This window comes from Halobellus salinus (assembly GCF_014646875.1).
GTDB lineage: Archaea > Halobacteriota > Halobacteria > Halobacteriales > Haloferacaceae > Haloquadratum > Haloquadratum salinum.
Genome location: NZ_BMOC01000002.1, coordinates 235,604 through 261,962, shown reverse-complemented (window position 1 = coordinate 261,962; position 26,359 = coordinate 235,604). Strand labels below are relative to the sequence as shown.

Genomic DNA, 26,359 nt, shown 5'->3' with positions numbered 1-26,359 from the left:
CATCCGGGTGACGCCGGCAATCCGATACGGGTCACACGACCGGGCCGGTTCGCCGGTCAGGGCGGGCGGGATACACGTCGGGGTCGCCCGGCAGCGTGGTACAGGTACATTTAGGACACGCCGGCGCGTCTGTGCGGACGCAATGAGCGACATTCAGACGTCGACAGTCAGCGACGAGGGCTTCGAGAGCACGAGCAACGCCGGGGAGTTCGAACTCACTATCGACGCCACGGGCGAGGCGGGACCGGACCCGAACACCGTGCTCGTGGCGGACTACGCCGCGTGTTTCCTTCCGGCGTTCCGGGTCGGCGGCCAGCAGCGCGGTCACGATAACCTCGGGAAGGTGCAGATCGACGCCGACGCTGACCTCGACGGCGACGACGACCTCGAAGCCATCCGGTTCGACGTTCACGTGGAATCCGACCTCGACGACGAAACGCTCGGGGAGATCGTCGACCGCGCGGAAGGCATCTGCCACGTCCACTCGGCGCTCCGAGAGGAACTCCGCGCCGATGTCACCGCCCACGCCGACGCCTTCTAGCTCCGAGACGGGGGCGGGGTCCCGGTGATCTCGCCTGTCACTCCCGAGCGTACGCCCGGAAACTCATCGCCTCGCCGTCTGCGATGACGAGGTCCCGTCCTTCGGGATCCGGGACGGACCGTTCCTCCACCGCATCGTGTGAGACGTACGGGCCGGCCGGTTCGGGCGCGTTGTCGGAGTGGACGTACGGACTGTTCGGTTGCTGGTCCATACCGGGGTGAACGCAACGATCACATATAGTTCTTTGTCAGACGTTACCACACGTCTCGGACACCGGACCGCACGGCGACGCACGCGCCGCCGACAGTAGACGGGAAACGAAAGCCCGGCGGGAAGCCGTCTCAGTCGTCGGCCGCCGCGGGTTCTTCGGTCGCGCTCCCGGCGTCGGGTGGATTCGTCGGGACGTGCCGACTCATTGAGGCACCTCGGTCGGAGCTCTGCGCCCGAGTTCGTCACAAGTGTGCAAGACCCCGTCGGAGTGGCTACGAGAGAAGCGTTTCCAGCGAGGCAAGCGAGTCGAGGACGTGGTCCGGCCTGATCGGCGACGCGTCGAGGTCGGCGTCGTCGGTCACGCCAGTCAGGACCAGGGCGGTCCGCATTCCCGACCCGTCGGCCAGCGCGATGTCGGTGTCGAGCCGGTCGCCGACGACGAGAACCTCGTCGGGAGCCAGCCCGAGTCGGTCGAGCGCGGCGTCCCGCGTGATCCGGCTGGGTTTGCCCAGAATCGCCGCCGGGTCGCGGCCGACGACGTTCGCGATCGCGTCGATCACGGCGCCCGAACCCGGGAGGTTGCCCTCCGGTGCCGGGATAACGACATCGGGATCCGTCCCGAGGAACGTAACCGTGGGGTCGTCGAGCAGCCGAAGGCATCGGCTGAGCGTCCGGTAGTGGAACTCCCTGTCGATCGACGCCACGAACACATCGGGATCGGGGGGGTCCGCCGCGCCCGCGACTCGGTTCGCGTTGTCGGCGTCGACGGCAGCGACCGACAACCCGACCTCCCGGAGCAGATCGACGAACCCCCGCTCGCCGACGACGGCCACTCGGTCGTCGGCGTGGTGTTCCGAGAGGTAGCGGGCGGAGACACTGCCCGCGGTGATCACCTCCTCGGTGTCGACGTCGAACCCCGCCCGCCCGAGCCGTTGCTCGTAGTCCTCGGGGGGTTTGGTGGGGTTGTTCGAGACGAACAGTCGCCGGAGTCCCGCGTTGTTGGCCGCCGCGAGGCCGGCGGCCGCACCCGGGAGTGGCTCCTCACCCCGGACGAGGGTCCCGTCCACATCGAAGATCACGCCGCGAACACTCATCACTCACGGTAGTGGGAGTACGGTGTTGAACGTGGCGGGTCACTCGACTGCGGTGTCGGGGCAGACGCCTCACACCGTGTCGCCCCGACAGCAGCGTCCGGGCGGCGGCGAACGTCCCCGCTCAAAACGCCTGCAGGTCCTCGAGAACGGCCTCTGCGGCGCCGGAGTCGATGCTCTCTCGCGCGCGTTCGAGCCCGTCATCGAGCGTCTCGGCGTCGTGGCGGGCGTAGATCCGGAACGCGGCGTTGAGCGCGACCGCGTCCGCGAAATGGTCCTCGCGGTCGCCCGCCAGGATCTCCTCGGTCAACTGCGCGGAGTCGCCCGCAACGTCGTCGGGATTGACTTCGAGATCCTCGTACTCGAAGTCCATGCCGTACTCGGGGGTCTCGATCTCGTAGTCGGTGAACTCGCCGTCGGTCCACTCGCCGACCTTCGTGTACCCGGGCCGGATGTCGTCGTACCCCTCCATTCCCTGGAACATGACGACGCGGTCGGGGCTTTGCGACGCCATCAGGTCGAACGTGTCAGTGATCTTCTTCGCGAACGCGAGGTGGTAGAAGGAGCCGAGGTGCACGTTCGCCCGCGCGGGGTTGAGGATCGTCTCGACCGTGTTGAGGAACGTCCGTACGCCCACCTGGTCGCGACGGCCGTGGAGGCCGTCGACGTGCGGCGCAAACGCCGGCTGGTAGTAGAAGCCGAACCCGGTCTCGTCGACCATCGCAGCGCTTTCTTCGGGGTCGATCTCGGTTCGGATCCCGAGGTCGTCGAGGACGTGTTTGTACGCGTCCTGCTTCTGTGTCGGCACCCGGTCACCGGAGTGGGCGACCACGGGCGTGCCCGCGCCGGCGGCGACAACCCCCGCGGCCGCGCCGAGGATCGCGGTGTCGCCCTTTCCGTCGTAGTTTGCGCCGCAGTCGACCGGGTCGGCGTCGGGTTCGGCGTAGACGACGTCGTCGGTGATCACGTCGGTGTACCCGGCCAGTTCCGCGGCGACGTTGTGCTTCCACCGGTTCGCGATCCAGAACGCCCCCAGAGTGGTGTGGTCGGGTTCGCCCGCCAGGATCCGCTGCATCGCGTCGGTCGCCTGCTCTCGGGTCAGGTCCTCGGCGGATTTGACCCCTGAACCGACGACCTCGGTCATCAGTCGTTTCAACGGCCACTCCCCGAATTCGACGGGCTCCGGCGCTTGTGCCATACGTTTCAGTTACGCCCCGAGCATCAAAAATGGACCGCTCGGCTCCCGCGACGCTGGATTCGCTGGCTCGCCTCCCACCGCACCACAGCCGAAATAGGTAGGTTCGTCCGGTTCGATATGCATCCAATGAGTGCGTTGGACGACGACTGGCGCGCCGACCTCGACGCAGCCGACGCCGCGTTAGTCGACGAGTATCAGAGCGGATTCCCGGTGGTCGAACAGCCGTTCCGCGTTATCGGCGACGAACTCGGGATCGACGAGTTAGAGGCGCTGGAACGGGTTCGGCGCCTCCGGAAACGCGGAGTCTTCCGGCGGTTCGGCGCGGTTCTCAACCCCCCGGTGATCGGGAGTTCCACGCTGGCTGCGGTGTCGGCCTCCGAGGCCCGGTTCGACGAGGTTGCGGCGGTCATCAACGGCTACCGCCAAGTGAACCACAACTACCGGCGCGACCACGAGTGGAACATGTGGTTCGTCGTCACCGCCGCGTCCCGGGAGAAGCGCGACGCGATCCTCGCGGAGATCGAGGCCAAAACCGGGTGTGACGTGCTGAACCTCCCGATGCTCACCGATTACTACATCGACCTCGAGTTCCCGGTCGTTAACGATGACGCGTTCGCTCGCGAGAGCGTGGCCGCGACCGACGCGTCGGCGACGCGGATCTCCGAGGACGCGGTCGCGGGGCTTTCCGACCTCGACGCCGGGTTGCTGGTCGAGATCCAGGACGGCTTTCCCCTCTCTGCGACGCCGTACCGTGACATCGCCGCGGCGATCGATGCCGACGTCGACGAGGTTGTGGCGGCGGTCGATCGGCTGCGTGCCGACGGGTGTATCAAACGGATCGGGTGTGTTGTCAATCACGTCGTCACCGGGTTCGACGCCAACTGCATGGTTGTCTGGGACGTTCCCGACGGCGAACTCGACGCCCGCGGGGAGGCGGTCGGCGAACTCCCGTACGTCACGCTGTGTTACCACCGCCCGCGCCGCCCCGACCAGGAGTGGGGGTACAACCTCTTCACCATGATCCACGGTCGGGAAGCCGACGCGGTCGACGGAAAGATCGACGAGCTCGCGGCCGAACACCTGCCGTTCCCCCACGAGCGGCTCTACTCCACGGAGACGCTGAAACAGACCGGCGCGCGGTACGACGAACTGGTGAGCGCCGGCACGGAGTGAGGTCGACTCCCCAACCGGCGTGTCCGACTGCCGGCCGCGCCTACCACGAGAGCGGCGAGATCTGAGAGAGCGTCCGCGCGACTCCGACGATGCCGGTCTTCGCGAGGGCGCCGCTTCTGGTTGCGCCGTGTTTGGCGTAATACCGACTCCTCCGGGCGCCCGCCCACCCGTAGTGTCGGGCGGAGATCGGGATCGGCGTCCGCCGACCCTCGACCCGGGGTGCGCCGTCGCGGACAGCGTTGAGGAGTCCCTCGCTCGTCAGGTCCGCGCGGGTGACACTGTCGATGTCGATCTCGGTGTACGCGCGGCCGACGTACCCCACCTTGTGGGCGTCGCTGCCCGCGACGCCAGGGTAGCCGTACGCCGTCGCGTACCGCCGCGCTCGGCGGTTTTTCCACCCGGTGAACGCCCAGGAGTTGTACACCTCGATCGCGTCGGGGTCGACGCCGCGGAGCCGGCGCTTCCGAACGCCGTGGCGGCTGCGCTGGAACGGGTGGGGTACGATGGCGACCCCGCCACGATCTTGAACCCACGCGGCGGTTTCGGCCATCGGTTCACGGCGCGGCGGCATCTCAGCGACGCCGATCGCCAGCAGGTGGCCGTCTGCGGTCGACACCTCAACGCCGGGGATCCCCACGAGCCCGTACTTCGGCGCCAGCGCGGCCGCACGGACGGATTCGTGGATCACGTCGTGATCGGTGATCACGACCGCGTCGAGCCCGATGTCTGCGGCCTGCTCTAGGATGAGTTCCGAAGGGTCTGATCCGTCGTAGGAGGCCTCCGAGTGAACGTGCGGGTCGATCCTGGCGGTGAGCGACACAGTGTATGATTATCGGGCACGGCGCTAAAGCTTGTCTACCGGGGTGTGTTGTGATGTCGCGGGAGTCACGCTCCGGTCGGGCGACCGGGGCGACCGCAACCCGCTACGCTCGGTCCGCCCGGATTCGCTCGCCGGCCGCGTGGCCGCTCCGGAGCGCCGCTGTCACCCGGCCCTCGCCGGCCACCCAGTCGCCGGCGGCGTAGAGCCCGGCGGGTTCGACGGCCCGCACCGGCTCGGTTGCGGCAGCCTCGTCGGGCAGCGCGTACCGCCACCCCTGGTCGTCGACCCAGTCGGGGTCCCTGTACCGATCGTCGCCCAACAGCGACGCCGCGTGGCCGGCCGCAGCGGCGGCGGCGTCGTCGACCGGGTCGTCGTAGTGGGCGTCCGACCACGTCGGGCTCATCTGGACGACAAGCAGGCTCTCGCCGTCGGGGACGTGGCCGGGCTTGCACTCCTCGCGGGAGAGCCACCCGACGGCGTGTCCCCTGTCGGTGTTCACGAGGCCGTACCACGGGTACGACTCCCGGAACGGGTAATGAAGCACCAGTGTCCGGATCGTCCGGTACGGAACAGCGTCGACGGCATCGACGAGCGGTTCCACCCGGTCGTCGTCCCACGCCGTCGCCTCGAGGAGGTCGGCGGTCTGCGGCGCCGGCGGTGTCAGGAGCAGCGAATCGAACGGCCCGTGGTCGGCACCCTCGGTGTCGGTGAGGCGCCAGGCCGCTCCCGTCCGTTCGATCGATTCCACCCGGGTCCGGCTGTGGACTGTGGCGTCGGTCCGCGCGAGCAGCCGCTTCGCCAGTTGGGTGATCCCCGCGCGCCAGGTCCACTTGTTCCCGTCGTTGCCGTGGCCCTCGGCGACCTCGCCGTCGGCGTCGAACGTCCACACTGGCTTGTCGATGTCGACCAGCCCGTCGGTGTCAAGCCCCCGGATCAGCGACGTGGTCCACTCGTCGGCGTCTTTGAGGTAGTTGGCGCCGTGGTCGTATCGGCAGCCCTCGTTCCGGCGGGTCGCCGCCCGCCCGCAGACGCCGCCGCTCTTCTCGAGTATCGTGACCGTCGCGTCGGCGTCGCGGAGGGCGTACGCCGCGGCGGTGCCCGCCGCGCCCGCACCGACGACACCGACGTTGATCGGATCACCCGGCCCAGGCGTCGGGGGCTGGACGGAGTCGTCTGAGTCTCCCATATCGGGTTGGGGGACGCGACGCGCTTTAGACTTCTGGCGACCCCTGTTCCGGTTGTCGTGACCGCGCTCGCCCGGCGTTTCGTTGTGTGAGAATCTCCCCGGAACCGTTATTTGTGGGGATACTGAGGACCTGGGTATGCGGATACCGAGCGGTGTCAGCGGCTTCGACCACTTGGTCCAAGGCGGATTCCTTCCGGAGCGGCTGTACGTCCTGTCGGGGCCCCCAGGGAGCGGCAAGACCACGTTTACCGCGCAGTTCATCTCCGAGGGGCTCAGAAACGGGGAGAACTGCCTGTACGTCACGATGCACGAGTCCCGCGAGGAACTCGTCGAGGACATGGCCAGCTACGAGTTCGGGTTCGAGACGCTCACCACCTCCGAGCAGTTCCGGTTCGTGAACCTGACGAGCAAGCGGGCTGGACGCCTGCTGAGCCAGTCGTCGGGGAGCGGCGGCCCTTCGAGCGTGGGAGCGCTGTCGGAGAAGCTCGTCGCGTTCGTCAACGCCCGCGGCATCGAACGGCTGGTGATCGACTCAACGATGCTTCTGGAGCTGTTTTTCACTGAGGGCGACACAGAGATGACCCGGTTTCTCACCGCGTTGAAAGGGTGTGATGCCACTACCCTTCTGATATCGGAGATGACAGACCCCAGCGCCTACTCCGACGAGCATTTTCTGGCCCACGGCGTCGTTTTTTTCCACAACTACCTGGAGGCCACCGGCATGACCCGGGGGATCCAGGTCGTGAAGATGCGCGGCACCGACATCGACTCCGACATCCGGTCCCTCCGGTTCACCGACGAGGGGCTGGTGATCGACCCGACCAAACGCGTGGACTTTTGAGATGTACAATCGTACCTTCGACACCGACTGGGAGTCGCTCTCGGGCGAGGAGGCGGTCAGGCGGATGTACGCCCTCGGGATCGCCGCCAAACTCGGGCACACGAACCGAACGGAGCGGTCGCGGATCCGGGATCTGGCGTCGAGCGCGTACGAACGCAGCGTCCTCGACCTGGCTTACGAGGAGGGCGTTAGAGAGGCCGCAAACGTCCGAACGCACCACGACGCCGACGAGGAGGCCTGGGAGGAACTCGTCGAGACCCCTGAGGCGCCGTCGCCGGAGCTGCCGGCCGACCGGGTCGACTCCCGACGCCCTGACGCGATCGATCGCCCAGCGTTGCTCGACGCGTTCGACGCCGACGACCTCGACCGGCTCCGGCTCCCGGCGTTCCTGGGGCACAACCGGGAGTCCTGACGGGAACTCCCGCTGTGGACCGCCGAGCGCCACCTCCATCGACGGTGCTGGGCGGCAGGAGACCAACGTCAGTAGTACGGGACCGACGCGGATCGACTTCACAGAGAACAAGGCGGATGCCACGGGGCTTGACCCCGAGGCGGTTCACCGCCCCGTCGTCGCCGACAGTCGGCGCGACCGGCGGAGCCAGCCACAAACTGAAAGTAGGTACACCACTCACACCATATCGAGGCTGTAGTGCCCCGTGACTGACCGCGCGCCCATCCCCGTTGAGACGTTCGACGCTGCCGTCGACCGGCTGGACCGCGACGCGCTCGCGGCGTTCGTCGGCCGGCTCGAGGCAGCCGCCGACGGAACGGCCGGCGTCGAGGTCGACCCGCCGATCGTCACCGTTGACGACGGCGACGACCGGGACCGGATCCTCATCGCTCCCGGCGGATCCGACGCGGACACTGACCGCCCGGAACCGACGGGTCAACCGCCCGACGTGGTCGTTGTCGGGCCCGACAGCACGGCGGGTACGTCGGACGGCTCCGTCCGCACCGCGGCGGATCTCCGACACCAGCTCCTGTATGCGGTGTCGCCGGCGGCTGCGGAGTCGATCGCCGAGGAGTGGCTGGACACGCCGGCGCGGTCGGCGTCGTACGCACCGGACCCGACACCGGCGGCTGTGGCAGGCGGGAGCGCGGACGGCGACGGCACCGCCGCCGGATCGGGTCCGGACGCGGGTACGTCGGACGACTCGACCGCGTCGGTGGTCGGGGCGTCGGCCGCCGACGGTGCGGCTGGACGCCGGAGCGGTCCGACGCCCGAGGGCCGGGACGGACTCGGACCCGGGGACGAGCGGTCCGGCGCTGCGGTAACGCGAAGCAGCGCCGGGATCGCGGTGGGTGCGGTGCTCGTGGGTGTGATCCTCGCGGTGACCGGCGGCGTGGTGTACGCCGCCGAGGTGTCCACCGACGGCGACGCGGGCGCGTTCGCGGCTCCCGGTCCGGTCGACACCGAGGGGCTCTCCGACGCCGAGATCCGCCGCGGGTCCCGGGATCTGATCGACGAGAGCGGTGCGGTCGCGACCGGGACGGCGACACCCACGCCGGAGCCGGGGTCCGAATCCGACGGACGACCGCTTGTCGACGACACCGAAACAGACAGGAACGTCCGGCCGGCCCCGACCTGCGGGCGGTCGTTCCTCCACGTCGTCCAGATCCAGATGAACGCCCTGAAATACAACAACAATACGACCGACGACGGTATCCGGACGGTCCGGCGGTTCGCGTCGCCACGAAACCGACAGACCATCCGGACGTTCGACCAGTTCGTTCGCGTCATCGAGAATCCGACGTACAGCCCGATGCTGTCGCACGATAGCGCCCAGTACACCCCGGTCCAGTCAAGCGACGACGACGCCCAGGTCTACGTGACCACGCGCGAAACCGGCAACGTGACCGGCCAGTACACGTTCCGATTGCGCAAGATCGACGGCGGCGAGTACGAGGGGTGCTGGATGACCGACGCCGTCGTGTCGGTTCCCGAGGCCACCACGTTCTCGGCGGAGGTCACGGGGCGGAACACCGACTCACCCAACGGGACCTCGTGATACTGTCGGCTATAACTACGTGAAGATTTTCGACACCCCGGGGTGTCGAAATACGTCACGCGACTATAGCCGACAGTATGAGCACCGCGCGTCTCACCCGGCGGCGGCCCGGCGACGCATCACCAACACCGCCAGCGCGAGCGCCAGCGCCACCGGGATCGTCCACAGGTCCGTGCTGGTGTAGAGGTTCGCGGCGGGCGGCAGCCATCCCGACACCGGAAAGAGGTACGGCGGCGCGACCCCGTCGACCCGGAGCACGAACAGGTCCAAGACGAGGTGGCTGACCCCGCCACAGGCCAGAAGCCAGAACCCGGTGCGGCGCTCCGACGCCGCGAGTGTGACCGCCCCGATCCCGCTCAGGACAGCGACGCCGCCGAGCGTGTGGAGTCCCCAAAACGAGTAGGGAACCCCGAACGCCGTGCCCGTGGTGACTCCCAGAAGCACCGTCGCCTTCATGGCGTCCGGCGCGGCCGCGCCGACGAGTACAACCGGGAGGTAGCGGTCAGGGGTGTCGGCCCACCACACTGCGGCAGCCCCGAAGACGTACGCGATCAGGACGTGTGTGAGCAGATCCGGCATCACTCGCCCTCCCGCGGCACGAACGCCCACCGATCGGTGTCGACACGCCACCGTCGCAGGAACGACCCCGCGGCGAGCGCGATCCCGACGATCGAGACCGCGTACATGTTCCGGAGGGCTTCGGGCGACTGGACGTCGGAGGCGGTCGTTACGAGCCGCTGGCCGGGAGCCAACCGTCCGTACACCTGAACCTGATCCCCGACCGCGACATCGTCGGGGGCGGGGTCGCTCACCCGTAACGAGAGGGTGTCCGCGGTGACCACGACGTACCCCTTCTCGGCCGCGGTGACCTCCCCCCAGATGTGGACGGTCTCTCCGACGTGGGCGTCGTAGTCGGCGTCGATTCCCTCCGCATCGGGGTAGGCGTCGGTGCCGTTGAACTGCACCCCGAACCCCACGACGAGTGCCGCCGCCGCGAGGCAGAGCCCCAGCAAAATCACGAGTCGTCGCACGATCCAGGGTTGGGGGGTCACGACTTATATCAAGCGCCGGGCGAAACCCGCCGCGTTCGGGACACCATCGTTACAATCCCGTCGCGAACACCCCGATACGTCTCCCGATCGGAGAAGAGGCGGCCAACGTGTCGGGTGAGACGGCGACGCAGGCTCCTGGGTCGGAGAAGAGACAATCACCGTCTCGGTTGAGGTGACCGACGAGCCCACCCGTCGGAGCGCTCCCGCGAGCGGGCGCGAGTCGCTCGTGTGTGCCCGCACGCGAATCGGATTTTTCCTCGCGGGAGCCGACCGCCGACCGATCGGATATGCGATTTCGAAACCCCGTGCTACTCGGAGCACAGTAAATAGTATATGGGTGGGCGCGAAGCGTCACGTATGACAGACGACCTCCGGACGACCCTCGAAGAGGTCGGCGAACAGTTCAACCTCGGCGAGTACGAGATCGAAGCGTACCTCGCGGTGCTGGACCACGGCGAGCTCACTGCGTCCGCGATCGCAGACCGGACGGAGATCCCACAGCCGCGGGTGTACGACACGGTTCGCAGCCTCTCGGACCGCGGGCTCGTGGAACTTCGGGAGTCGCGGCCGATGAAGATCGTCGCGGTCGCCCCGGAGGACGCACTCGGGGGGGTCAAACAGTCGCTCGACGACCTCGTCTCCGAACTCGGAGCGCGGTACACCGCCCCCGCGCGGGAGACCGAAGCCGTGTCGTTGGTGAAGTCCCGGTCGACCATCCTCCGATACGTCGAGGAGATCATCGACGACGCGAAGTACGAACTCGTGCTCTCGCTCACCCCCGACCTGCTCCGTCGGTTCCGGGCGGACCTGGCGGCCGCCATCGACGACGGCGTGAGCATCGACCTGCTCGTGACGCCCGCTGCCCGGGCGCCGGACCCCGCGGAGTTCGACTACGGGGAGGTGGCCACCATCGCGCGGGCCCGTCGCGGAATCACAACGCCCGTGTTGGCGGTCGCCGACGGCAACTACTCGATCTACGCGACCCAGGACGCGCTGCGGGACGACCGGGAGCGCTACGGCGTGATCTTCAACCGGTCGGCGCTGGGGTTTCTCGTCTCGGGATTTTTCGGAACCGTGCTGTGGTCGACTGCTGAGACCATCGCGACCGACGGGAAACGCCGGCCGTTCCCGCGGCGGTACGCCTCGATCCGGCGTGCGGTGAAGGACGTCCGGGAGATCAGAGGGCCGTTTTACGCCTCGATCACCGGCCGCGACGTCGAGACCGGCGATCCGGTGCTTGTTGAGGGGCAGATCGAGACGACGACGTTCGAGGAGACCGAAGAGGTGGCGTCGCTCCGGCTGGAGACCGACAACGGTGTGCTCGAGGTCGGCGGCCTCGTCGCGTCGCTGGAGGATGTCGAGGCACAGGAGATCATCCTCGGACGCGACGGGATCCCGGATCGGAATCGCTTCGAGTGAGTACGCCGACGGGTCGTCGCGACCGGTGATGCCCCGGCCGAGACACAACGGCTTTACACCGCCCCGCGCTATCGACTCGGACTGATGGAGGCTCGCACGCGGACCTACCTCGAGGGGCGGTTCGGCGACTACTACCGCCGGAGCGGCGTCTCTCTCCCGCCCGCTGCCGACCGACGCGAGTGGGGCCACATCCCCTGGAGCGCGGGGGCGACCACGATGGTCCGCCACCAGTCGCTTCTGGACCTCGGCGACCTCGACGACTTCCTCCACCGGACTGCGCCCCGACACGTCTACTTTTCATCGGCGCGGTTTGCGGACCCCGGCGCGGGATCGATGGACGAGAAGGGGTGGCAGTCGGCGGATCTGGTGTTCGACCTCGACGCCGACCACCTCCCGGGCGTTGATCCCGAGGAGACGTCGTACGTCGAGATGTTGGCGGCGTGCAAGGGGGAACTCCTGAACCTCCTCGACGTTCTCGACGACGACTTCGGGTTCGAGGAGACCACGGTCGTCTTCTCCGGCGGCCGGGGCTACCACGTCCACGTCCGCGACCCCGAGGTGCGGAGTCTCGACAGCGAGGCGCGCCGGGAGATCGTCGACTACGTCCGCGCGATCGATGTCGACCGGGACGGACTGATCGGAACCCAGTCCCACCAGGGCACGACTCGCCGGGTGCTCCGCCGGCGCGGCGGGTGGGGCGCGCGGGTCCACACCCGGCTGGTCGATCTCGCGGAGACCCTGCGGGAGATAGAGGAGGACGCAGCCCTCGAACGGCTCCGGGAGCTCGACGGGATCGGCGAGGGCCGCGCCGAAACCATCCTCGGCCAACTCAGGCACAACTTCGACGCCATCCGCGCGGGCAACGTCGAAGCCGGTGGGCCGGGGACGCGGATCCTGGTCGACGCGCTCGCCGAGGAGACCATCGACGACGAGACCGCGCCGATCGACGAGCCGGTGACCACCGACACCAAGCGGCTCATCCGGCTTCCGGGGAGCCTCCACGGCGGCTCGGGGCTGGTGGTGACGCCGCTCTCGCGCGCCGAGATCCAGGGATTTCGGCCGCTTTCGGACGCGATCCCGGAGCGGTTCCGTGGGCGCGATATCCGGATCACTGTCACCGAACCGGGAGCAGTCACCTTCGACGGCGACACGTTTAGTATCCAGGAGGGAGAGCAGTCTGTCGAGGAGTGTCTCGGCGTCTTTCTCATGACCAGAGGCCGCGCCGAGAAACGAACGGAGTGACCCCGAATGGATATCGACGAGTTACGGAGCGTCCGACGCACCGAACGTCAAAAGGACAGCCTCCAGCACCTCCGGGACTCGTTCTACGAGGACGTCGCCGCCTACATCGCGGAACGCAAAGCCGAGCGGCGGCGGACCGCCGAGAGCGCCGACGATCCCTACGGCAACCCCGAAGTGCGGCGGCTCACCGACGAGATCGGGACCGCGGAGGACGTCGTTGAGGCGATCTACGAGCGGCGCGTCGGGAAGGTGGTCAAACTCGCCTCCTTCGCGGCCGCGGACATGGGCGCTGACAAAAACGGACTCACAGCCGAGGAACGCGCGCTGTTCGACGACCTGGTCGAGCGGATCAAACAGAACCGGCGGACCGTCCTCGACACGCTCGCGGGCGAGGGCGGCGACGGAAGCGATGTCGACATCGACGTGGACGGGGCACCGCCAGCCGCCGACGCCGGAGCGGAGACCGAGGAGTCACCGTCCGACGGTGTCGACCCGACGGGGACGGATCCCGAACCGGCCTCGGCCGTGGGGAGTGGTGGAACTCCACCCGGAACTGAGGCGGCCGACGACCCGCCGGCGCCGGACGACGTGCTGGCGGCCGCAATGGGTGGTGACGGCGACGGGTCGGCGTCCGACGACGGGGCCGAATCCGGATCCCGGACCGACGCCGAGCAGGACCCCTCCCCGCCGGAGGCCGTCGTCGATCCCGCGACCGACGCAGAGCAGGATGTCCCGGTCGTCGACGGCGCGGAGACCGACGGCGGCGACGCTGCCCGCCCCGCCGGCAACGTGGCCGATCCACCGGTCGCCGGCGACGGGCCGTCACCGCGACACGCAGGCGACGACGTGAACACGCCCGGTGCTGAAAAAGAACCCGTCGGCGCGGACGGAGCGACCGACCCCCGCGACGACCGCGTCACGCTCAGGATCACGGCGGACGTCGGACGGATCTACGGGGTCGACGAGCGGGAGTACGACCTCGAATCCGAGGACGTGGTGCGGCTGCCGGCGACGAACGCCGGGCCGCTCATCGACCGGGGTGCCGCCGAACGCCTGGAGTGACCGGCGCCGGCCTCATCCGGGGAGGGTGTCGCCGCACTCCGGACAGAAGTTCGGCTCGTCGTACGCCGTCAGGTCCGAGCCGCAACTGGGGCAGAACGACACCGAGGTGTTCCCGTCGCGGTCGCCGCCGGATAACGGTCCCCGGGGTCCGTCGGCTCCGGGGCCCGCGCGGGCGTCGGAATCGGCCGCCCCGTCGGTCACCTCCGTGGGTGGCTTCTCCGGATCACCGGGTGTGGTGAGCGCCTCGGGGGCACTCGTGAGCGGATACGCGTCGACCGACAGCCGTCCGGTCACGAAGAGCACCCCGCCGTCAATGGTGTACTCTTCGTCGATCGCCGTGAGTTCGACGGTTCCCGTCTGCCGGTCCCGGGATCGAGAGCGACGACGGACTCGTCGCCACGATCTCCGAGACGGAGTACCAGCCGTCCATCGGCGTATCTGAAGTCACCTGACACGTCGTCCGGTACCACTGTCTGCCACTTCTGGTCGCCGTCGCCGGTGTCGTCGGCCCAGACGGTTCGACCGCCGTACAGGAACGCCGTCCCGTCTCCGATCGTGCCGACACCGGTGGCTTCCGCCGTCCATATCGGTTCCACGGTCGTCGGCTCGATCCCGTAGACGCGGTCCTGATCGGTGACCGCGAGCAGGACGTCCGACGACGCGCAGTACTCCGTCCCGGACAACGCCTCGTCGAGAGTTGTTCTACCGCGGCGCGCTCCGTCGGCTGTCGATACGAGTTCGACCGCGGGACCGGTCGGCTCCTGCTGGTCGATTCCGACCGCGAGTGTTCCCGGGGTCACGTGGCAGTGGAGGCTCGATGGTGACGCGTCGAGGTCCACACTCCATACAGGGGTCAGCGCCACCGACACCCACCTCCGGACCGAACGCTCGACACGTGGGGTAATCGCCCGCGTGGGATCAAAAAACTGACCCACCGGTGCGGGGACAGCCATTCTCACCTCCGAGCCACGGCCATACGCCCCAGTATCGCGGTTCCGGACCGAGGTGATCAGTGGGTTCGTCCGGTCGGAATCACGCTGTTGGTCTTCCCGGACGTCGGTGCCACGGCCGAGGTGGCCGCCGCCGAGTGTGGTGAGACGGTGGAGTCTCCGGTCGGTGAGGGTGTCAGCCCCGTTCGACCGGATCTGCGTGGGCGTACCGTAACCAGTTTGAGTCCGTGCGCCCTACTCACAGGTATGAAGCGACGGGAGGTACTGGCCGGCACGGGAACGGCCGCGATCGCCGCACTCGCGGGATGTGGCGGCGCGTCCGGGCTGTTCGCGCGACCGACGCCCGAGGGCGTCTACGTCCCCGACCACGTCGAGGGGATGGAGATGATCGAGACGGTCTCTCTCGGCGACCTCCGGGTTGGGGTGACCTACTCGTACCCCCACCGGTTCTGGACGGTCGAGCGCGACGGCGACGCGTACGTCACGAACCGGACGGACGTCAGAGACGACGACGCGGTCCACCTGATGGCGGTTCCGTGGGATGCCGACACCGGGATGGTCGTGCCGAACACGGGTCTCTCGGTCGATATCACGAAGGGCGGTGACCTCGTGACCCAGGAGGTGATCTATCCGATGCTGTCCCAGCGGATGGGCTTTCACTACGGCGCGAACTTCCCGCTCGACGGCGACGGGACCTACGACGTGACCGTGAGCGTCGGTGGGGTGTCGATCCCGCGGTACGGCGCCTTCGAGGGGCGGTTCGGCGCGGGCGGCGAGGCGACGACCACGTTCGAGTTCTCGTCGGATGCGCTCTCGGAGATCCCGTACCGGCAGCTCGACGACCGGCGGTTCCAGCCGGGCGCGGTGGAGCCGATGTCGATGGATGCGCTCCCCACGGGTTCTGCGCCCGACCCACTCCCCGGAGCGACGCTCGGCCGGGGAAAAAGCGGGGACGCTGCGTTCGTCGGGAGCGTCGTCACCGCCGCCCGGTTCGGATCGGACCCGTACCTGGCCATCTCAGCGCGGACGCCGTACAACGGGCTCGTGATCCCCGGGATGGGGCTGTCGGCGTCGGTCGACGCCGACGATTCGGTCGAACTCGACGCCGCGATCGACCCCGATCTGGGGTTCCACTACGGACGGTCGCTCGCGGGCCTCACGGCGTCGAGCACGGTCGAGGTTACGGTTGACGTTCCCCCACACGTCGCGCGTCACGTCGGCTACGAGACCGCGTTCCTGGAGATGCCCTCCTTCGAGCTCGAACCGGCGTAGGCTTCCGGACCCCTGCGATCCCGCCACTCCGACCGCTGGACCCGGCCCAACGGCTTTTGTCGACTCCTGCGTACCCACAGGGTATGCCCGACGAGCCACGGGAGAACATCGCCGGCGACACCGACACCGCACCGGCCGCGTTCGAGCCGGGAACCACCGGAACCCGCGCGGAGGCGGTCGTCGACGACTTCGGTGGGTTGTACTGGCAGAAGACCTACGGCGGCACGGACGCCTTCGAGTCGCTGGTCCGGACGATCCTCTCGCAGAACACCAGCGACGTGGCGTCCCAGCCCGCCCACGACGCGCTGATGGAGCGGTATGGGGGAGACGGCCTCGCGGCCGCGCTCGCCGACGCCGAACGCGCACGGCTCGCGGAGACCATCTCCTCGGCGGGGCTGTACAACCAGAAGTCGGAGGTGATCGTCGACGCCGCCGCCCGGATCCGCGAGGCGTACGGCGGCGCCGACGCGTTCGACGAGTTCGTCCGGGAGGACGAACCCGGGGAGGTTCGGGACGCGCTCCTCGACATCCACGGGGTCGGGCCGAAGACCGCAGACTGCGTGCTCCTCTTTGCGGGCGGCCGCGACGGCGTCTTCCCCGTCGATACGCACGTCCACCGGATCGCGCGCCGGATGGGGCTGGCCCCCGCCGACGCCGGCCACGAGGAAGTCCGGTCACGGTTGGAGGCCGACGTCCCCGCCGAGAAGTGTGGGTTCGGCCATACTGCGATGATCCAGTTCGGTCGTGAGTACTGCACCGCTCGGAAGCCCGCGTGTCTCGACGGGCCGGAGGCGTGTCCGCTCTACGGCCGGTGCGACCGCGTCGGCGTCGACGAGGTCGGGGAGTCGGTCGTCGACCCCGCGGAGGCCGCCGGGGACTGATCAGTCACGACGCACCGGCGGAGTCGCCGCCGTTCCCCCCTCCGGGTCCCCCGACGCCTCGAAATCGGTGCCAAAGAGCGTCACCGACCCATCGGGGAAGTCGACCGCGACCGACTCCCCGACTGACGGCGGCGCCGCCGTCCGCTCAATCAGCAACTCCTCGTCGGAAGCGACCGCGACGCGTACGTTGTACCGTCGGCCCGCATCCTCGACTGCTAGCACCTCGCCGCGGAGCGACTGAGAGGACGCGCCGTCGTCGGATGCTGTGCCGTCCCCGTCGGATGCCGTGCCGTTCCCGTCGGATGCCGTGCCGTTCCCGTCGGATGCTGTGCCGTTCCCGTCGGATGCCGTGCCGTCCCCGTCGGATGCTGTGCCGTCCCCGTCGGATGCTGTGCCGTCCCCGTCGGATGCTGTGCCGTCATCCGATCGCACACTGAGGCGCCGCGGGCGGGCGTGACAAGTTACGGTTTCCCCGACCGACCGGTCGGTGTTTCCCCCTTCGACGGTGAGTTCGGTGTCGCCGATGGCGACGCGTGGCGGCGACGTTCCGACGAGCCTCCCCCGCACCACGGTCGAGCGCCCGAGGAACGACGCGACAAACGGCGTCGGCGGCGACTCGTAGAGTTCCCGCGGCGTCCCGACCGCGGCGACCCGTCCGCGGGCCATCACCACCAGCCGGTCCGAAAGCGCCAGCGCGTCGGTCTGATCGTGGGTGACAAAAAGCGTCGTCACGCCGGTCTCCCGGTGTAGCCGGTCGATCTCTTCCCGGAGTCGGGTGCGGAGCGCCCGGTCAAGTGCGGAGAGTGGCTCATCGAGCACCAGGAGGTCCGGCTCCGGTGCGAGCGCCCGGGCGAGTTCCACGCGACGCCGCTGTCCGCCGCTGAGGCTCCCCGGATACGCCTCCCGCTCGTCAGCCAGCCCCACCAGCTCTAGGTGTTCGGAGACAACGCCCTCGCGCCGTTCGGGACCGTCGTCGCGCGCCGCCACGCCGTAGGCAACGTTCTCGGCGACGGTCATGTGTGGATACAGCGTCGACTCCTGGAACCCCAAGCCGATGCGGCGCGACTCCGGGGGGTCGCCGGTGACGTCGCGGCCGCGGAGGAGCACTCGACCGGCTGTCGGGTGGAGATGCCCCGCAATCGCCCGGACTAGCGTGGTCTTTCCGCACCCGCTCGGCCCCACCACGCCGACGAGTTCTCCCGGGTCGACGCCGAAGGAGACGTCATCAACCGCGAGGTCGCCGCCGTACCGGTGGGAAACACTGTCGAGTTCGAGGGTCACCGGTCGACCACCGTCGAAACGCGCCCGACGCGTTGGACCGCGGTCAGAACCACGAGCGCAACCACGAGCAGTGCCACCGCGACCGGAACGATCTCGTCGATCCCGCCCGAGATGAACTTGACCCAGATCCGGGTGGGCATCGTCCGGGGGTTGTACGCCACCATCATCGTCGCACCGAACTCGCCAATCGCCCGCGCGAACGTCAACACGACCCCGGCGATGATCGACCCGCGGGCCAGCGGGAGCGAGACGTTCCGGAACGTCGCAACCGGGCCGTACCCCAGCGACCGCGACGCGTGCTCCAGGCGCTCGTCGATCGCGCCGAACCCCGCCCGGGCGGTGACGACGACGAACGGTGCGGCCACGAACGTCTGTGCGAGCACCACGCCGAGAAGGCTTCCCGTGAGCGGGAGCCCCGCCGCCGCCGCGACGCGTCCGATCGGCGTGAACCGGCCGACAGCGGTCAGAAGCATCGCGCCGCCGACAACGGGCGGGAGCACCAGGGGAAGCACCACCAGCGACTCCACCAGCCGTTTTCCGGGGAACGACCGACGGGCGAGGACGTACGCCAAGGGCACACCCGACACCGTTGCGACCGCAGTCGCGACAGGCGCCGTGAGGAGGGAGTTCCGGATCGCGGTCTGGGCTCCTGGCTCCGACAGTCCGGCGACGACACCTGCGGTCCCGGTCCGCGACAGGAACGCCACGACCGGGACGAGCACGTACACCACCACCAGTCCGCCGAGGAGCGCGGGGACGAGCAACTCGGGCCGCCGGAGCGACGCCGGATCGCTCCGGCTGGTCTCGCGGCTCATCCGTAACCCACCGCCGGGTTCACCGTGGTCACGGGTCGATCGCCTCCGGTATGTCGCCAGCGGCCCGGGGAAGCTCTTCACCGACGGACAGCCCCGCCGCAGTCAGCCGATCCGGGTTGTCGGCGAGGAACTCCACGAACCGGCGACCCGCCGCCGGAGCGTCAGCGTCGTCGCACACTGTGACGTTGTACAGGATGGGCCGGCCCGGCGCGGTGTACCCCCCGTCGGTGGTGTACTCCACGGTGGCGTAGTGGTCCGCGAGGTCGGGGTCAGCGAAGTTGTATTCCGCCGGGAACTCCGAGAAGCCGATTCCGTGGTCAACGGCCATATTCCGGTAGACAATCGCAGCCGCCCGCGACCCCGTTGTGACGCCTGTTACCAGCTGTGGTTCCTCGGGTTCCCGGTAGACGATACCGAGCATCCTCCGCTTGAGGGTGGGGAGGTCGTGGGTGCGGCCGGCCAACTCGAACCCCTGGACGGCCCGGTAGCCGAGGGGGTCAAGGTCGGGGTCCGCGATCGAGATGTCGTCGGAGTCGGCGTTCGGCGCCAGTTCGTACCACGGGTCGCCGGCGTCGAGCCGACTCCCCAGTCGGGTCCGGGTGTCGTAGCCGATCCCGAGGCTGTTTGCGGCGAACGCGACATCCCAGTCGGTGACCGACCCGTAGAGCCGATCCCGCAACAGGGCCGCGTCCGCGCTCACGACCACATCCGGGTGTTTTGTCCGGTCTTCGACCATCCGGATGAGAGCGTTGGTGCCGTAGTACTCCCCGCGGAGTTCGATCCCGGTCTCCGACTCGAACGCCGGACCGACGTGCTCCTCAAAGGTCCGTGCGAGGCTCCCGGCCGACAGAACGCTCACCGCGCCCGCGCCGCTGTCGAGACATCCGGCGACGCCGCCGGCCACCGTCGCCGCCCCAGCGGCGAGGACCTCCCGCCGCGTCCGGCGCGTCCCCCCGTTCGGTGCAACCATCTTGACCTAACAGTGGGTCGCCGATCGTGTTTACTTTTCGTAGTTAATGTAACCACTAATGGGTTCTCCGTCCGGCTCGGGTCCGGGCCGGTACCACCCCTCCGGGGTGTGGGCCGAGCACCCGTCACCCCACCTCGTCCGCGTCGGGGTGTGAGAGCCGTAGCCGTCCGACAGTATAATACCGAACCGGGGCCGGAGTAGCCATATGGAGCGATTCGACGTGGCTATCGTTGGCGGCGGTCCCGCGGGGTCGTCGGCCGCCCACGCTGCGGCGTCGGCCGGGGCGTCGGCGGTAGTCCTCGAGAAAGGGGTGCCGCGGTCGGATCGGTCGGGGCGGTTGGGACCGGACTCGACCGACGCCGCTGGAATTCTCGACTACTGGGTTGACATCATGGGCATCCACCCCGACGAGATGCCCGACGACGTCGTGCTCGGCGAACTCGACCGCGCGGAGTTCGTTGGGCCGGGCGAGTCGCTCACTATGCATTCGACCGGGATCGACTCCTCGTACGACAACTTCGGGTTCTGTATGCACCGGGCGCGGTTCGACGACTTCCTCCGCGACCGCGCGGTCGAGGTCGGGGCGGCCTACCGGACCGGGGCGTCGGTCCGTGGCGTCGAGACGGACCTCGGCGCGGCCGGGGAGCCCCGCCACCGACTCCGACTCTCGAGCGGCGAGAACGTCGGGTGCGAGTTTCTGATCCTGGCTGACGGGCCACAGCGACAGGTCACGTCCGGCGTGCTGGACGAGTACCTCCCGTTCGACGTCACTGACCGGCTCTCGACCCGCGAGACCAACCACATCGCCTACCAGGAGCACCGCCGCCTCCCCGAACCGGTGTACGAGGACGTCGCGGGCGCGATCAAATTCTGGTGGGGACACATGCCCGGCCACACCGCCTACCCGTGGATCTTCCCGAACGACGGCACCGTCGCCCGAATCGGGCTCACGATGCCGATCGGACTTGCCATCGACGACGTGGACGACAGGAGCGCCTACCCGCTCTTGGGACCCGACGATTCCCGGATCCCGCAGGGAAGCGAGTACATCCGCCGGCTCCTCGAGAGCGAGTACGGCGACGAGTACGACGTTGCATCCGACTTCCCGCTCGTTGAGGATCGCGGGAAGTCCGACGGCACCGAGACCTACGCCATCTCGTCGACCCGGCCGATCGACTCCCCGACCGCGGCGGGGATCGCAGTCGTCGGCGGCGCGATGGGGTCGACGTCGGCGTTCCACGAGGGCGGCGACCACACCGCCGTCAGGACGGGTGCGATCGCGGGCGAACTCGCCGCAGACGGCGACCTCACGCCGTACAACGACCACTGGAAGAACGCGATCGGCGACGAAATCCTCCGGAACGTCGCAATGGCGGACGTCGTCCACGACTACCGCCCCGACGACTGGGACTGGGCGTTCTCGACGGCTCGGCGCCTCCTGGACAACGGGGGCGGGTACAGCATCCTCAAGGCCAAAAACGTCCGCGCCGGCGTCGGCGCCGCCCGGTTGGTCTTGAGCTACAAACGCGCAAAGTTTGCCGCGCGGAACGGCCGGTACGTCCAGATCCCGGAGTCGTCGTACGTCGTATAGGCGGCCGTAGCGGCCGCTCTCGGGGTCGTGACACAGACACGAGCGGGTACCCCTGTGGGGGAGTGAGCGGACACGGGGTTCGATTGGGCCTCAGTGGCCGAACCACAGCCCCACAAGGGAGACAACCGAGAGTTCCCCCGACGTGTGGCCGGGTTCCCCTGGGTGCGGGGTGGAACCGACGGGCGACGACCACCCGAATCCGGTGGTCGGATTCCCGCGTCTTCAGGCGCGAGAGGTGGGCAGTAGTTGGGCACCGACCGGCCGGAAAACCACCCCCGGGCGGGAGTCCCGCGAGTCGGGCGGGACCTCCGGTCCGTGCATCACCGGGAGAGCTCCGCTATCCCGAGCTCACGGCGGCTCCGCCCCCGTGAACGCCGGGGTTCGCCGAGACCGCGGTCCCTTTCAGTCCCGCCCGGGGTCGGTTGCTTGATCACGCATCGCTTATTTGAACAGTACCCTGGTGACGGTCCAGGAGTATTTGTGTGATCACGCCGGAGGTAGCGTATGAGCGGCGACGGAACCTCCAACGGCGACCTGTCGGCGGACGACTCACCTGACGACGGCAGCGGCGCCCCGGACCCACCGCCGGGGTGGACGGTCTGGAACGACGAGCCCCGCGGTCGCCGGATCCTGGTATACCGCCCCGAGGTGTTCAACGAGGCCAACGACCTCCCGGCGCCGTGTCTCCCGACCATCCTGGTCTCGAACCGGTCTCGGGCACCGCGTCCCGGCGCCTCGCGGGTCAGGACCGACACATGGCGCGCGGTCCTCACGCTGGAGCCCGAGGTTGAGGCCGTCACCGAGGCGTACGACACCCGCGCGGCCGCCGTTGAGGGGGCCAACGACATCGCCAGCCGGTTCGCGGCGGGAGCGGTCGACTACCGGGCCGCCTACCAGGTGCCGCGGGAGGACTACTTCGAGCGGTTGGACGAGGTGATCGGGCGGGAGTAAACGGGTGTCGGCCGGAGCGATCGCTGCCCCGCAGACACGGGCGGGCGTTCACTCGGTGTCGGGTCCGGGGTCACTCCCGGTTTTCCCGTCCCGCCGGTCGCGGTCGCGGTCGTCTGTCTGCCGCTCGTCGGGGTCGCCGTAGCCGCCACCGCCGGGCGTCCGGACTGTGACAGTAGTGCCCGCGTCGACCTCGACGGTCGTCTTCGCGGGGACCGGGTCGCCGTCGATCAGGTTCTCGCCGGTCGCCCCGGGGTCGCCGCCAGCCGTACCCTGCGGGGCGTAGCGGCGGCGCTCGGTCAGAAGCGACACCACCGCGTCGGTCTCGACGGTGACTGACCGCTCGATCCCGAGTCCACCGCGGTGGCGACCGTCGCCGCCGCTCCCAGGGCGGAGCGCGTACCGCTCAACCGACAGGGGATACTCGGTTTCGAGCGCCTCGATCGGGGTGTTCAGCGTGTTCGTCATCCCCACCTGGACGCCGTCCATCCCGTCGGTCTCCGGACCGGCGCCGTCGCCGCCGCCGACCGTCTCGTAGTAGGTGAACCCCCCGGCCTCCCCGTCGTCGCGCTGGCTGCCGATGACGGTGTTGTTCATGGTGCCCTGTCCCTGGGCGGGCACAGTGTCCGGAAGCGCCTCCGAGAAGGCCGCCAGCACGACGTCGGTCACCCGCTGGCTGGTCTCGACGTTGCCCCCAACGACCGCCGCCGGCGGCGTCGGATTCAACAGCGACCCCTCCGGCGCGTCGACGTCGATCGGGTCGTAGCACCCATGGTTGGGCTGGATCTCGGGGTCGGTCACCGCGCGGACGACAAAGTAGGTCGCGCTCGCCGCGACCGACAGCGGCGCGTTCGTGTTCCCCGTGACCTGGTCGGCGGTTCCCTCGAAGTCGACGGTCACCGCCGTGCCGTCGACGGTCACCGTCGTGACAATCGGGATGTCCTCGTCGGTGACACCGTCGCCTTCGAGCACGTCCGTCGCCCCGTAGGTGCCGTCGGGGATCGCTGCGATCTCGGTCTCGATCCGCTCTCGGGCGTAGTCGATGACCGCGTCGAACGCGCCCGCCAGCCCGTCGCGGCCGTACTCGTCGAGCAGCCCGGCGATCCGTTGGCCGGCGCGCTCGTTGGCCGCAAGTTGCGCGCGGAGGTCGGCGCGGCGTTCCTGGGGGTTGCGGACGTTCGCGAGCACGAACTCCAGAAGGTCCTCGTCGGTCTCGCCGTCCGCGACAATCCGGACGCCGGGGATCCGGAGTCCTTCCTGGTAGATCTCGGTCGCCCCCGCGGGCATGCTCCCCGGGATGCCGCCGCCGACGTCGGCGTGGTGTGCACGGGTGACCGCGTAGCCGAGGACCCGCTCGTCCGGGGCGATGGTCGAGACCACAGTCACGTCCGGGAGGTGGGTCCCGCCCGCGAACGGGTCGTTCAGGATGTACGCCTCGCCGGGTTCGGGGCCGCGGTCCCGGACGGCGGCGACAGCCTCGGGCATCGCGCCGAGGTGAACCGGGATGTGCTCGGCTTGCGCGACCATTCGACCCGCGGCGTCGAAAAGGGCAGTAGAGCAGTCCTGGCGCTCCTTGATGTTCGGAGAGTAGGCCCCGCGGATCAGGACCTGTCCCATCTCCTCGGCGATACCTTCGAGTCGGTTCCGGATGATCTCGAGCGTCACAGGGTCGAACTCCCCGGTGTGTGTCGGTTCTGTCATCGGGTGTCGGTTTCGTCAGGTGTGTCAGTTTTCGGACGGACGACGAGCGCGCCGGTGTCTCGGACCGTCGCGGTCCACGTTGGCGGGACGACCGTCGTGGTCTCGGCCGCTTCGAGGATGGCTGGCCCTTCTATCGTCGTGCCCGCAGGGACGGCCAGCCGGTCGCGGACCGCCGCCTCGTGGGTCTCACCGCCGAACTCCGCCGTCCGGGTGTCGAAGAGGCTGTCCCCGGCGGCGTCGTAGCGCGTCTCCGCGACCGAGCGCTCCGCGCGAGCGGTCGCACGGAGGTTCACGAGTTCGACCCCGGCGTCCATCCGGTACCCGTGGGCCCGCTCGTGTGCGGCGTGGAACCGCGACCGGACCGCCGCAGGATCGAACGGGAGGTCGATCGGAACCGTCAGCTCGAAGCTCTGCCCCACGTACCGGAGATCTGCTTCGTGCTCGACCGCCGGGTCGGCCACCGTTGACTCCGCGACCGCGCCGGCGACGAGGTCGGTCACGACGTCCGCGATCCGCTCCGGGGTCGCGTCGTCGAGCCGAGTCAGGTGGGTTCGGACCCGGTCGTACCGCTCGTCGGCGGCGAGAAGGCCATACGCGGAGAGTACCCCCGACGCCACGGGCACGATCACGGTCCCGATGTCGAGGTCGTCGGCGACGCCCACGGCGTGCATCGGGCCGGCGCCGCCGAACGCGACCAGCCCGAACTCCCGGGGGTCGAACCCGCGTTCGACGGTGATTTCCCGGATCGCGCGGGTCATTTTCGCGTTCGCGACCCGGTAGACGCCCCTCGCTGCGGCGCGGGCGCTTCCGAGTCCTGCGTCGGCGGCGAGCTCCGCTAAGACGGCTTCCGCGGCCGCGACGTCGATCGAGAGTTCGCCGCCGAGCGCCGTGGTCTCGCCGACGTAGCCGAGCACGACGTTCGCGTCCGTGACGGTCGGTTCGTCGCCGCCGTTCCCGTAACACGCCGGCCCGGGATCGGCACCGGCCGACTGGGGCCCGACCCGCAGTGCGCCCCCGGAATCGACCCACGCGATCGACCCTCCGCCGGAGCCGATGGTGTTGATGTCGACCATCGGAGTGCTGATCGGGATCCCGTCGATGGTGGTGTCGGTGGTCCGCTCGGCGTCGCCGTCGCGGACGAGGCTGACGTCACTTGAGGTTCCGCCCATGTCGAACGTGACAAAGCCGGGGCGGTCGTCGGACGCCTGGATCGTCCGCACCGCCCTGTCGGCGCCAACGACGCCCGCCGCGGGGCCGGAGAGCGCGGTCCCGACCGCGTGGGTGCGGACGGTGTCGGCGGTCGCGACCCCGCCGTTAGACTGCATAATCTGTGGTTCGGGGATCCCCGCTGCCGCGGCGCGGTCGGTCAGATTGCCGAGATACCGGTCGATCGCGGGCGTGACGTACGCGTCGATCACAGTGGTTGCGGTCCGCTCGAACTCCCGGAACTCCGGCAACACCGCGTGGGAGGTCGACACCGGTACGTCGAGTTCCTCACGGAGCACCGCCGCGACTCGCGTTTCATTTTCGGGGGTGACGTACGCGTGCAGCAGCGCGACCGCGACGCTCTCGACGTCCGCGTCGCGAATCGTCGCCGCAAGCGCTCGAACCGCTTCCGGGTCGACCGGTCGCTCAATCCCGTCGGGCGTGGCACGCTCCGGGAGTTCGTATCGTCGCGACCGCGGAACCAGCGGCGCGGGTTTCTGGCCGTGGAGATCGTACAGCGCGGGTCGGCTCTGACGCCCGATCTCCAGTACGTCACGGAACCCCTCAGTGGTGACGAGGGCGGTCCGCGCGCCGCTCCGCTCGAGTAGCGCGTTGGTGGAAACGGTCGTGGCGTGGGAGAACTCCGCGATCGCGGCGGGATCGATCTCGGCCGCCGCACAGGCTTTCTCGATCCCGGTGATCACCCCCTCGCTTTGGTCGGCGGTCGAGGGGACTTTCGCGGTCACGAGCGTCTCCGACTCAGTCACGAGCGCCACGTCGGTGAACGTCCCACCGACATCGACGGCGACGCGGGGCGTCATGCGGGTGCCGGACGCGGGGGGCGCCCGCGGGCGTCCCGTCGGGCGTGTCGGTTGTCAGATCGTCGCATTCGGTATCGTA

26 protein-coding genes are annotated in these 26,359 nt (G+C 69.0%); 12 read left to right on the top strand and 14 right to left on the bottom strand.

The annotated features are described in order from the left end of the window. Nucleotides 1-142 precede the first annotated feature (142 nt). Complete coding sequence (locus IEX72_RS03210) at nt 143-541, top strand: OsmC family protein (RefSeq protein WP_188785941.1); 399 nt, start codon at nt 143-145, stop codon at nt 539-541. Between the two features lie 37 nt (nt 542-578). Here IEX72_RS03210 and IEX72_RS03205 read toward each other — a convergent pair whose 3' ends face one another. The 3 genes from IEX72_RS03205 to IEX72_RS03195 all read right to left on the bottom strand — a co-directional run bounded on the left by IEX72_RS03205 (nt 579) and on the right by IEX72_RS03195 (nt 3,040). Continuing rightward, nucleotides 579-752 carry a hypothetical protein gene (locus IEX72_RS03205; protein WP_188785940.1) on the bottom strand — a complete coding sequence of 58 codons (174 nt, stop codon included), beginning with the start codon at nt 750-752 and terminating at the stop codon, nt 579-581. 271 nt (nt 753-1,023) lie between these two features. Then, on the bottom strand, nt 1,024-1,845 hold the full coding sequence (locus tag IEX72_RS03200; protein ID WP_188785939.1) for an HAD-IIA family hydrolase: 822 nt from the start codon (nt 1,843-1,845) through the stop codon (nt 1,024-1,026). A gap of 121 nt (nt 1,846-1,966) precedes the next feature. Further along, on the bottom strand, nt 1,967-3,040 hold the full coding sequence (locus tag IEX72_RS03195; RefSeq protein WP_188785938.1) for an anthranilate phosphoribosyltransferase: 1,074 nt from the start codon (nt 3,038-3,040) through the stop codon (nt 1,967-1,969). A 126-nt stretch (nt 3,041-3,166) separates the two neighbouring features. Here IEX72_RS03195 and ahbB point away from each other — a divergent pair, with 126 nt between their 5' ends. Then, nucleotides 3,167-4,213: a siroheme decarboxylase subunit beta gene (ahbB, locus tag IEX72_RS03190; protein ID WP_188785937.1), complete on the top strand. Its 1,047-nt coding sequence runs from the start codon at nt 3,167-3,169 to the stop codon at nt 4,211-4,213. A gap of 40 nt (nt 4,214-4,253) precedes the next feature. Here ahbB and IEX72_RS03185 read toward each other — a convergent pair whose 3' ends face one another. Then, entirely contained in the window at nt 4,254-5,033 is a 780-nt protein-coding gene (locus tag IEX72_RS03185) for a CehA/McbA family metallohydrolase (RefSeq protein ID WP_188785936.1), read from the bottom strand. 103 nt (nt 5,034-5,136) lie between these two features. Continuing rightward, nucleotides 5,137-6,219: an NAD(P)/FAD-dependent oxidoreductase gene (locus IEX72_RS03180; RefSeq protein WP_188785935.1), complete on the bottom strand. Its 1,083-nt coding sequence runs from the start codon at nt 6,217-6,219 to the stop codon at nt 5,137-5,139. A 136-nt stretch (nt 6,220-6,355) separates the two neighbouring features. Between IEX72_RS03180 and IEX72_RS03175 the strand changes: the two genes are divergently transcribed. The 3 genes from IEX72_RS03175 to IEX72_RS03165 all read left to right on the top strand — a co-directional run bounded on the left by IEX72_RS03175 (nt 6,356) and on the right by IEX72_RS03165 (nt 9,069). Continuing rightward, a complete protein-coding gene (locus tag IEX72_RS03175) occupies nt 6,356-7,060 on the top strand; it encodes an RAD55 family ATPase (protein ID WP_188785934.1) in 705 nt (234 codons plus the stop codon). A gap of 1 nt (nt 7,061) precedes the next feature. Further along, entirely contained in the window at nt 7,062-7,472 is a 411-nt protein-coding gene (locus IEX72_RS03170) for a hypothetical protein (RefSeq protein ID WP_188785933.1), read from the top strand. A 244-nt stretch (nt 7,473-7,716) separates the two neighbouring features. Beyond that, nucleotides 7,717-9,069: a hypothetical protein gene (locus tag IEX72_RS03165; protein ID WP_188785932.1), complete on the top strand. Its 1,353-nt coding sequence runs from the start codon at nt 7,717-7,719 to the stop codon at nt 9,067-9,069. A gap of 93 nt (nt 9,070-9,162) precedes the next feature. On the opposite strand, the gene IEX72_RS03160 is transcribed toward IEX72_RS03165, so the two are convergent. Together IEX72_RS03160 and IEX72_RS03155 are read right to left on the bottom strand one after the other, a co-directional pair. Continuing rightward, nucleotides 9,163-9,648 carry a metal-dependent hydrolase gene (locus tag IEX72_RS03160; RefSeq protein ID WP_188785931.1) on the bottom strand — a complete coding sequence of 162 codons (486 nt, stop codon included), beginning with the start codon at nt 9,646-9,648 and terminating at the stop codon, nt 9,163-9,165. Beyond that, nucleotides 9,648-10,100: a hypothetical protein gene (locus IEX72_RS03155; protein WP_188785930.1), complete on the bottom strand. Its 453-nt coding sequence runs from the start codon at nt 10,098-10,100 to the stop codon at nt 9,648-9,650. Before IEX72_RS03155 ends, IEX72_RS03160 begins: the two co-directional genes overlap by 1 nt. Nucleotides 10,101-10,478: 378 nt before the next feature. Here IEX72_RS03155 and trmB point away from each other — a divergent pair, with 378 nt between their 5' ends. The 3 genes from trmB (at nt 10,479) to IEX72_RS03140 (ending at nt 13,844) form a co-directional block, all read left to right on the top strand. Then, nucleotides 10,479-11,540 carry an HTH-type sugar sensing transcriptional regulator TrmB gene (trmB, locus tag IEX72_RS03150; RefSeq protein WP_188785929.1) on the top strand — a complete coding sequence of 354 codons (1,062 nt, stop codon included), beginning with the start codon at nt 10,479-10,481 and terminating at the stop codon, nt 11,538-11,540. Nucleotides 11,541-11,624: 84 nt separating this feature from the next. Beyond that, entirely contained in the window at nt 11,625-12,782 is a 1,158-nt protein-coding gene (gene priS / locus IEX72_RS03145; RefSeq protein ID WP_188785928.1) for a DNA primase small subunit PriS, read from the top strand. 6 nt (nt 12,783-12,788) lie between these two features. Continuing rightward, a complete protein-coding gene (locus IEX72_RS03140; protein ID WP_188785927.1) occupies nt 12,789-13,844 on the top strand; it encodes a hypothetical protein in 1,056 nt (351 codons plus the stop codon). Between the two features lie 12 nt (nt 13,845-13,856). On the opposite strand, the gene IEX72_RS03135 is transcribed toward IEX72_RS03140, so the two are convergent. Together IEX72_RS03135 and IEX72_RS03130 are read right to left on the bottom strand one after the other, a co-directional pair. Then, nucleotides 13,857-14,138, bottom strand: coding sequence for a hypothetical protein (locus tag IEX72_RS03135; protein ID WP_188785926.1), 282 nt, complete (start codon nt 14,136-14,138; stop codon nt 13,857-13,859). Further along, on the bottom strand, nt 14,135-14,707 hold the full coding sequence (locus tag IEX72_RS03130) for an outer membrane protein assembly factor BamB family protein (protein WP_188785925.1): 573 nt from the start codon (nt 14,705-14,707) through the stop codon (nt 14,135-14,137). Before IEX72_RS03130 ends, IEX72_RS03135 begins: the two co-directional genes overlap by 4 nt. Nucleotides 14,708-15,040: 333 nt before the next feature. Here IEX72_RS03130 and IEX72_RS03125 point away from each other — a divergent pair, with 333 nt between their 5' ends. Continuing rightward, on the top strand, nt 15,041-16,066 hold the full coding sequence (locus IEX72_RS03125) for an iron transporter (RefSeq protein WP_188785924.1): 1,026 nt from the start codon (nt 15,041-15,043) through the stop codon (nt 16,064-16,066). Between the two features lie 83 nt (nt 16,067-16,149). After that, nucleotides 16,150-16,947: an endonuclease III domain-containing protein gene (locus tag IEX72_RS03120; RefSeq protein ID WP_188785923.1), complete on the top strand. Its 798-nt coding sequence runs from the start codon at nt 16,150-16,152 to the stop codon at nt 16,945-16,947. Here the strand turns inward: IEX72_RS03120 and IEX72_RS03115 are convergent, their stop codons facing one another. From IEX72_RS03115 to IEX72_RS03105, 3 genes are read right to left on the bottom strand one after another with little or no spacing between them, the layout of a single operon-like run. Continuing rightward, complete coding sequence (locus IEX72_RS03115) at nt 16,948-18,228, bottom strand: ATP-binding cassette domain-containing protein (protein ID WP_188785922.1); 1,281 nt, start codon at nt 18,226-18,228, stop codon at nt 16,948-16,950. It abuts the gene before it with no gap. Beyond that, entirely contained in the window at nt 18,225-19,043 is an 819-nt protein-coding gene (locus tag IEX72_RS03110; protein WP_188785921.1) for an ABC transporter permease, read from the bottom strand. Before IEX72_RS03110 ends, IEX72_RS03115 begins: the two co-directional genes overlap by 4 nt. 28 nt (nt 19,044-19,071) lie before the next feature. Further along, complete coding sequence (locus IEX72_RS03105; protein WP_188785920.1) at nt 19,072-20,013, bottom strand: extracellular solute-binding protein; 942 nt, start codon at nt 20,011-20,013, stop codon at nt 19,072-19,074. 205 nt (nt 20,014-20,218) lie between these two features. Between IEX72_RS03105 and IEX72_RS03100 the strand changes: the two genes are divergently transcribed. Both IEX72_RS03100 and IEX72_RS03095 read left to right on the top strand, forming a co-directional pair. Continuing rightward, nucleotides 20,219-21,604, top strand: coding sequence for an NAD(P)/FAD-dependent oxidoreductase (locus IEX72_RS03100; RefSeq protein ID WP_188785919.1), 1,386 nt, complete (start codon nt 20,219-20,221; stop codon nt 21,602-21,604). 504 nt (nt 21,605-22,108) lie between these two features. Beyond that, nucleotides 22,109-22,555, top strand: coding sequence for a DUF5820 family protein (locus IEX72_RS03095; protein WP_229663715.1), 447 nt, complete (start codon nt 22,109-22,111; stop codon nt 22,553-22,555). Between the two features lie 48 nt (nt 22,556-22,603). Here the strand turns inward: IEX72_RS03095 and IEX72_RS03090 are convergent, their stop codons facing one another. Continuing rightward, nucleotides 22,604-24,253, bottom strand: coding sequence for a hydantoinase B/oxoprolinase family protein (locus IEX72_RS03090; RefSeq protein ID WP_188785918.1), 1,650 nt, complete (start codon nt 24,251-24,253; stop codon nt 22,604-22,606). After that, nucleotides 24,250-26,280, bottom strand: coding sequence for a hydantoinase/oxoprolinase family protein (locus IEX72_RS03085; RefSeq protein WP_188785917.1), 2,031 nt, complete (start codon nt 26,278-26,280; stop codon nt 24,250-24,252). The genes IEX72_RS03090 and IEX72_RS03085 overlap by 4 nt, the downstream gene beginning before the upstream one ends. Between the last annotated feature and the right edge of the window lie 79 nt (nt 26,281-26,359).

What these genes read in the sequence shown, in the direction of transcription:
- IEX72_RS03210 (WP_188785941.1), top strand. Translation starts at nt 143, where the DNA reads ATGAGCGACATTCAGACGTCGACAGTCAGCGACGAGGGCTTCGAGAGC.
- IEX72_RS03205 (WP_188785940.1), bottom strand. Translation starts at nt 752, where the DNA reads ATGGACCAGCAACCGAACAGTCCGTACGTCCACTCCGACAACGCGCCC.
- IEX72_RS03200 (WP_188785939.1), bottom strand. Translation starts at nt 1,845, where the DNA reads ATGAGTGTTCGCGGCGTGATCTTCGATGTGGACGGGACCCTCGTCCGG.
- IEX72_RS03195 (WP_188785938.1), bottom strand. Translation starts at nt 3,040, where the DNA reads ATGGCACAAGCGCCGGAGCCCGTCGAATTCGGGGAGTGGCCGTTGAAA.
- ahbB (WP_188785937.1), top strand. Translation starts at nt 3,167, where the DNA reads ATGAGTGCGTTGGACGACGACTGGCGCGCCGACCTCGACGCAGCCGAC.
- IEX72_RS03180 (WP_188785935.1), bottom strand. Translation starts at nt 6,219, where the DNA reads ATGGGAGACTCAGACGACTCCGTCCAGCCCCCGACGCCTGGGCCGGGT.
- IEX72_RS03175 (WP_188785934.1), top strand. Translation starts at nt 6,356, where the DNA reads ATGCGGATACCGAGCGGTGTCAGCGGCTTCGACCACTTGGTCCAAGGC.
- IEX72_RS03170 (WP_188785933.1), top strand. Translation starts at nt 7,062, where the DNA reads ATGTACAATCGTACCTTCGACACCGACTGGGAGTCGCTCTCGGGCGAG.
- IEX72_RS03160 (WP_188785931.1), bottom strand. Translation starts at nt 9,648, where the DNA reads ATGCCGGATCTGCTCACACACGTCCTGATCGCGTACGTCTTCGGGGCT.
- trmB (WP_188785929.1), top strand. Translation starts at nt 10,479, where the DNA reads ATGACAGACGACCTCCGGACGACCCTCGAAGAGGTCGGCGAACAGTTC.
- priS (WP_188785928.1), top strand. Translation starts at nt 11,625, where the DNA reads ATGGAGGCTCGCACGCGGACCTACCTCGAGGGGCGGTTCGGCGACTAC.
- IEX72_RS03140 (WP_188785927.1), top strand. Translation starts at nt 12,789, where the DNA reads ATGGATATCGACGAGTTACGGAGCGTCCGACGCACCGAACGTCAAAAG.
- IEX72_RS03125 (WP_188785924.1), top strand. Translation starts at nt 15,041, where the DNA reads ATGAAGCGACGGGAGGTACTGGCCGGCACGGGAACGGCCGCGATCGCC.
- IEX72_RS03120 (WP_188785923.1), top strand. Translation starts at nt 16,150, where the DNA reads ATGCCCGACGAGCCACGGGAGAACATCGCCGGCGACACCGACACCGCA.
- IEX72_RS03110 (WP_188785921.1), bottom strand. Translation starts at nt 19,043, where the DNA reads ATGAGCCGCGAGACCAGCCGGAGCGATCCGGCGTCGCTCCGGCGGCCC.
- IEX72_RS03105 (WP_188785920.1), bottom strand. Translation starts at nt 20,013, where the DNA reads ATGGTTGCACCGAACGGGGGGACGCGCCGGACGCGGCGGGAGGTCCTC.
- IEX72_RS03100 (WP_188785919.1), top strand. Translation starts at nt 20,219, where the DNA reads ATGGAGCGATTCGACGTGGCTATCGTTGGCGGCGGTCCCGCGGGGTCG.
- IEX72_RS03095 (WP_229663715.1), top strand. Translation starts at nt 22,109, where the DNA reads ATGAGCGGCGACGGAACCTCCAACGGCGACCTGTCGGCGGACGACTCA.
- IEX72_RS03090 (WP_188785918.1), bottom strand. Translation starts at nt 24,253, where the DNA reads ATGACAGAACCGACACACACCGGGGAGTTCGACCCTGTGACGCTCGAG.
- IEX72_RS03085 (WP_188785917.1), bottom strand. Translation starts at nt 26,280, where the DNA reads ATGACGCCCCGCGTCGCCGTCGATGTCGGTGGGACGTTCACCGACGTG.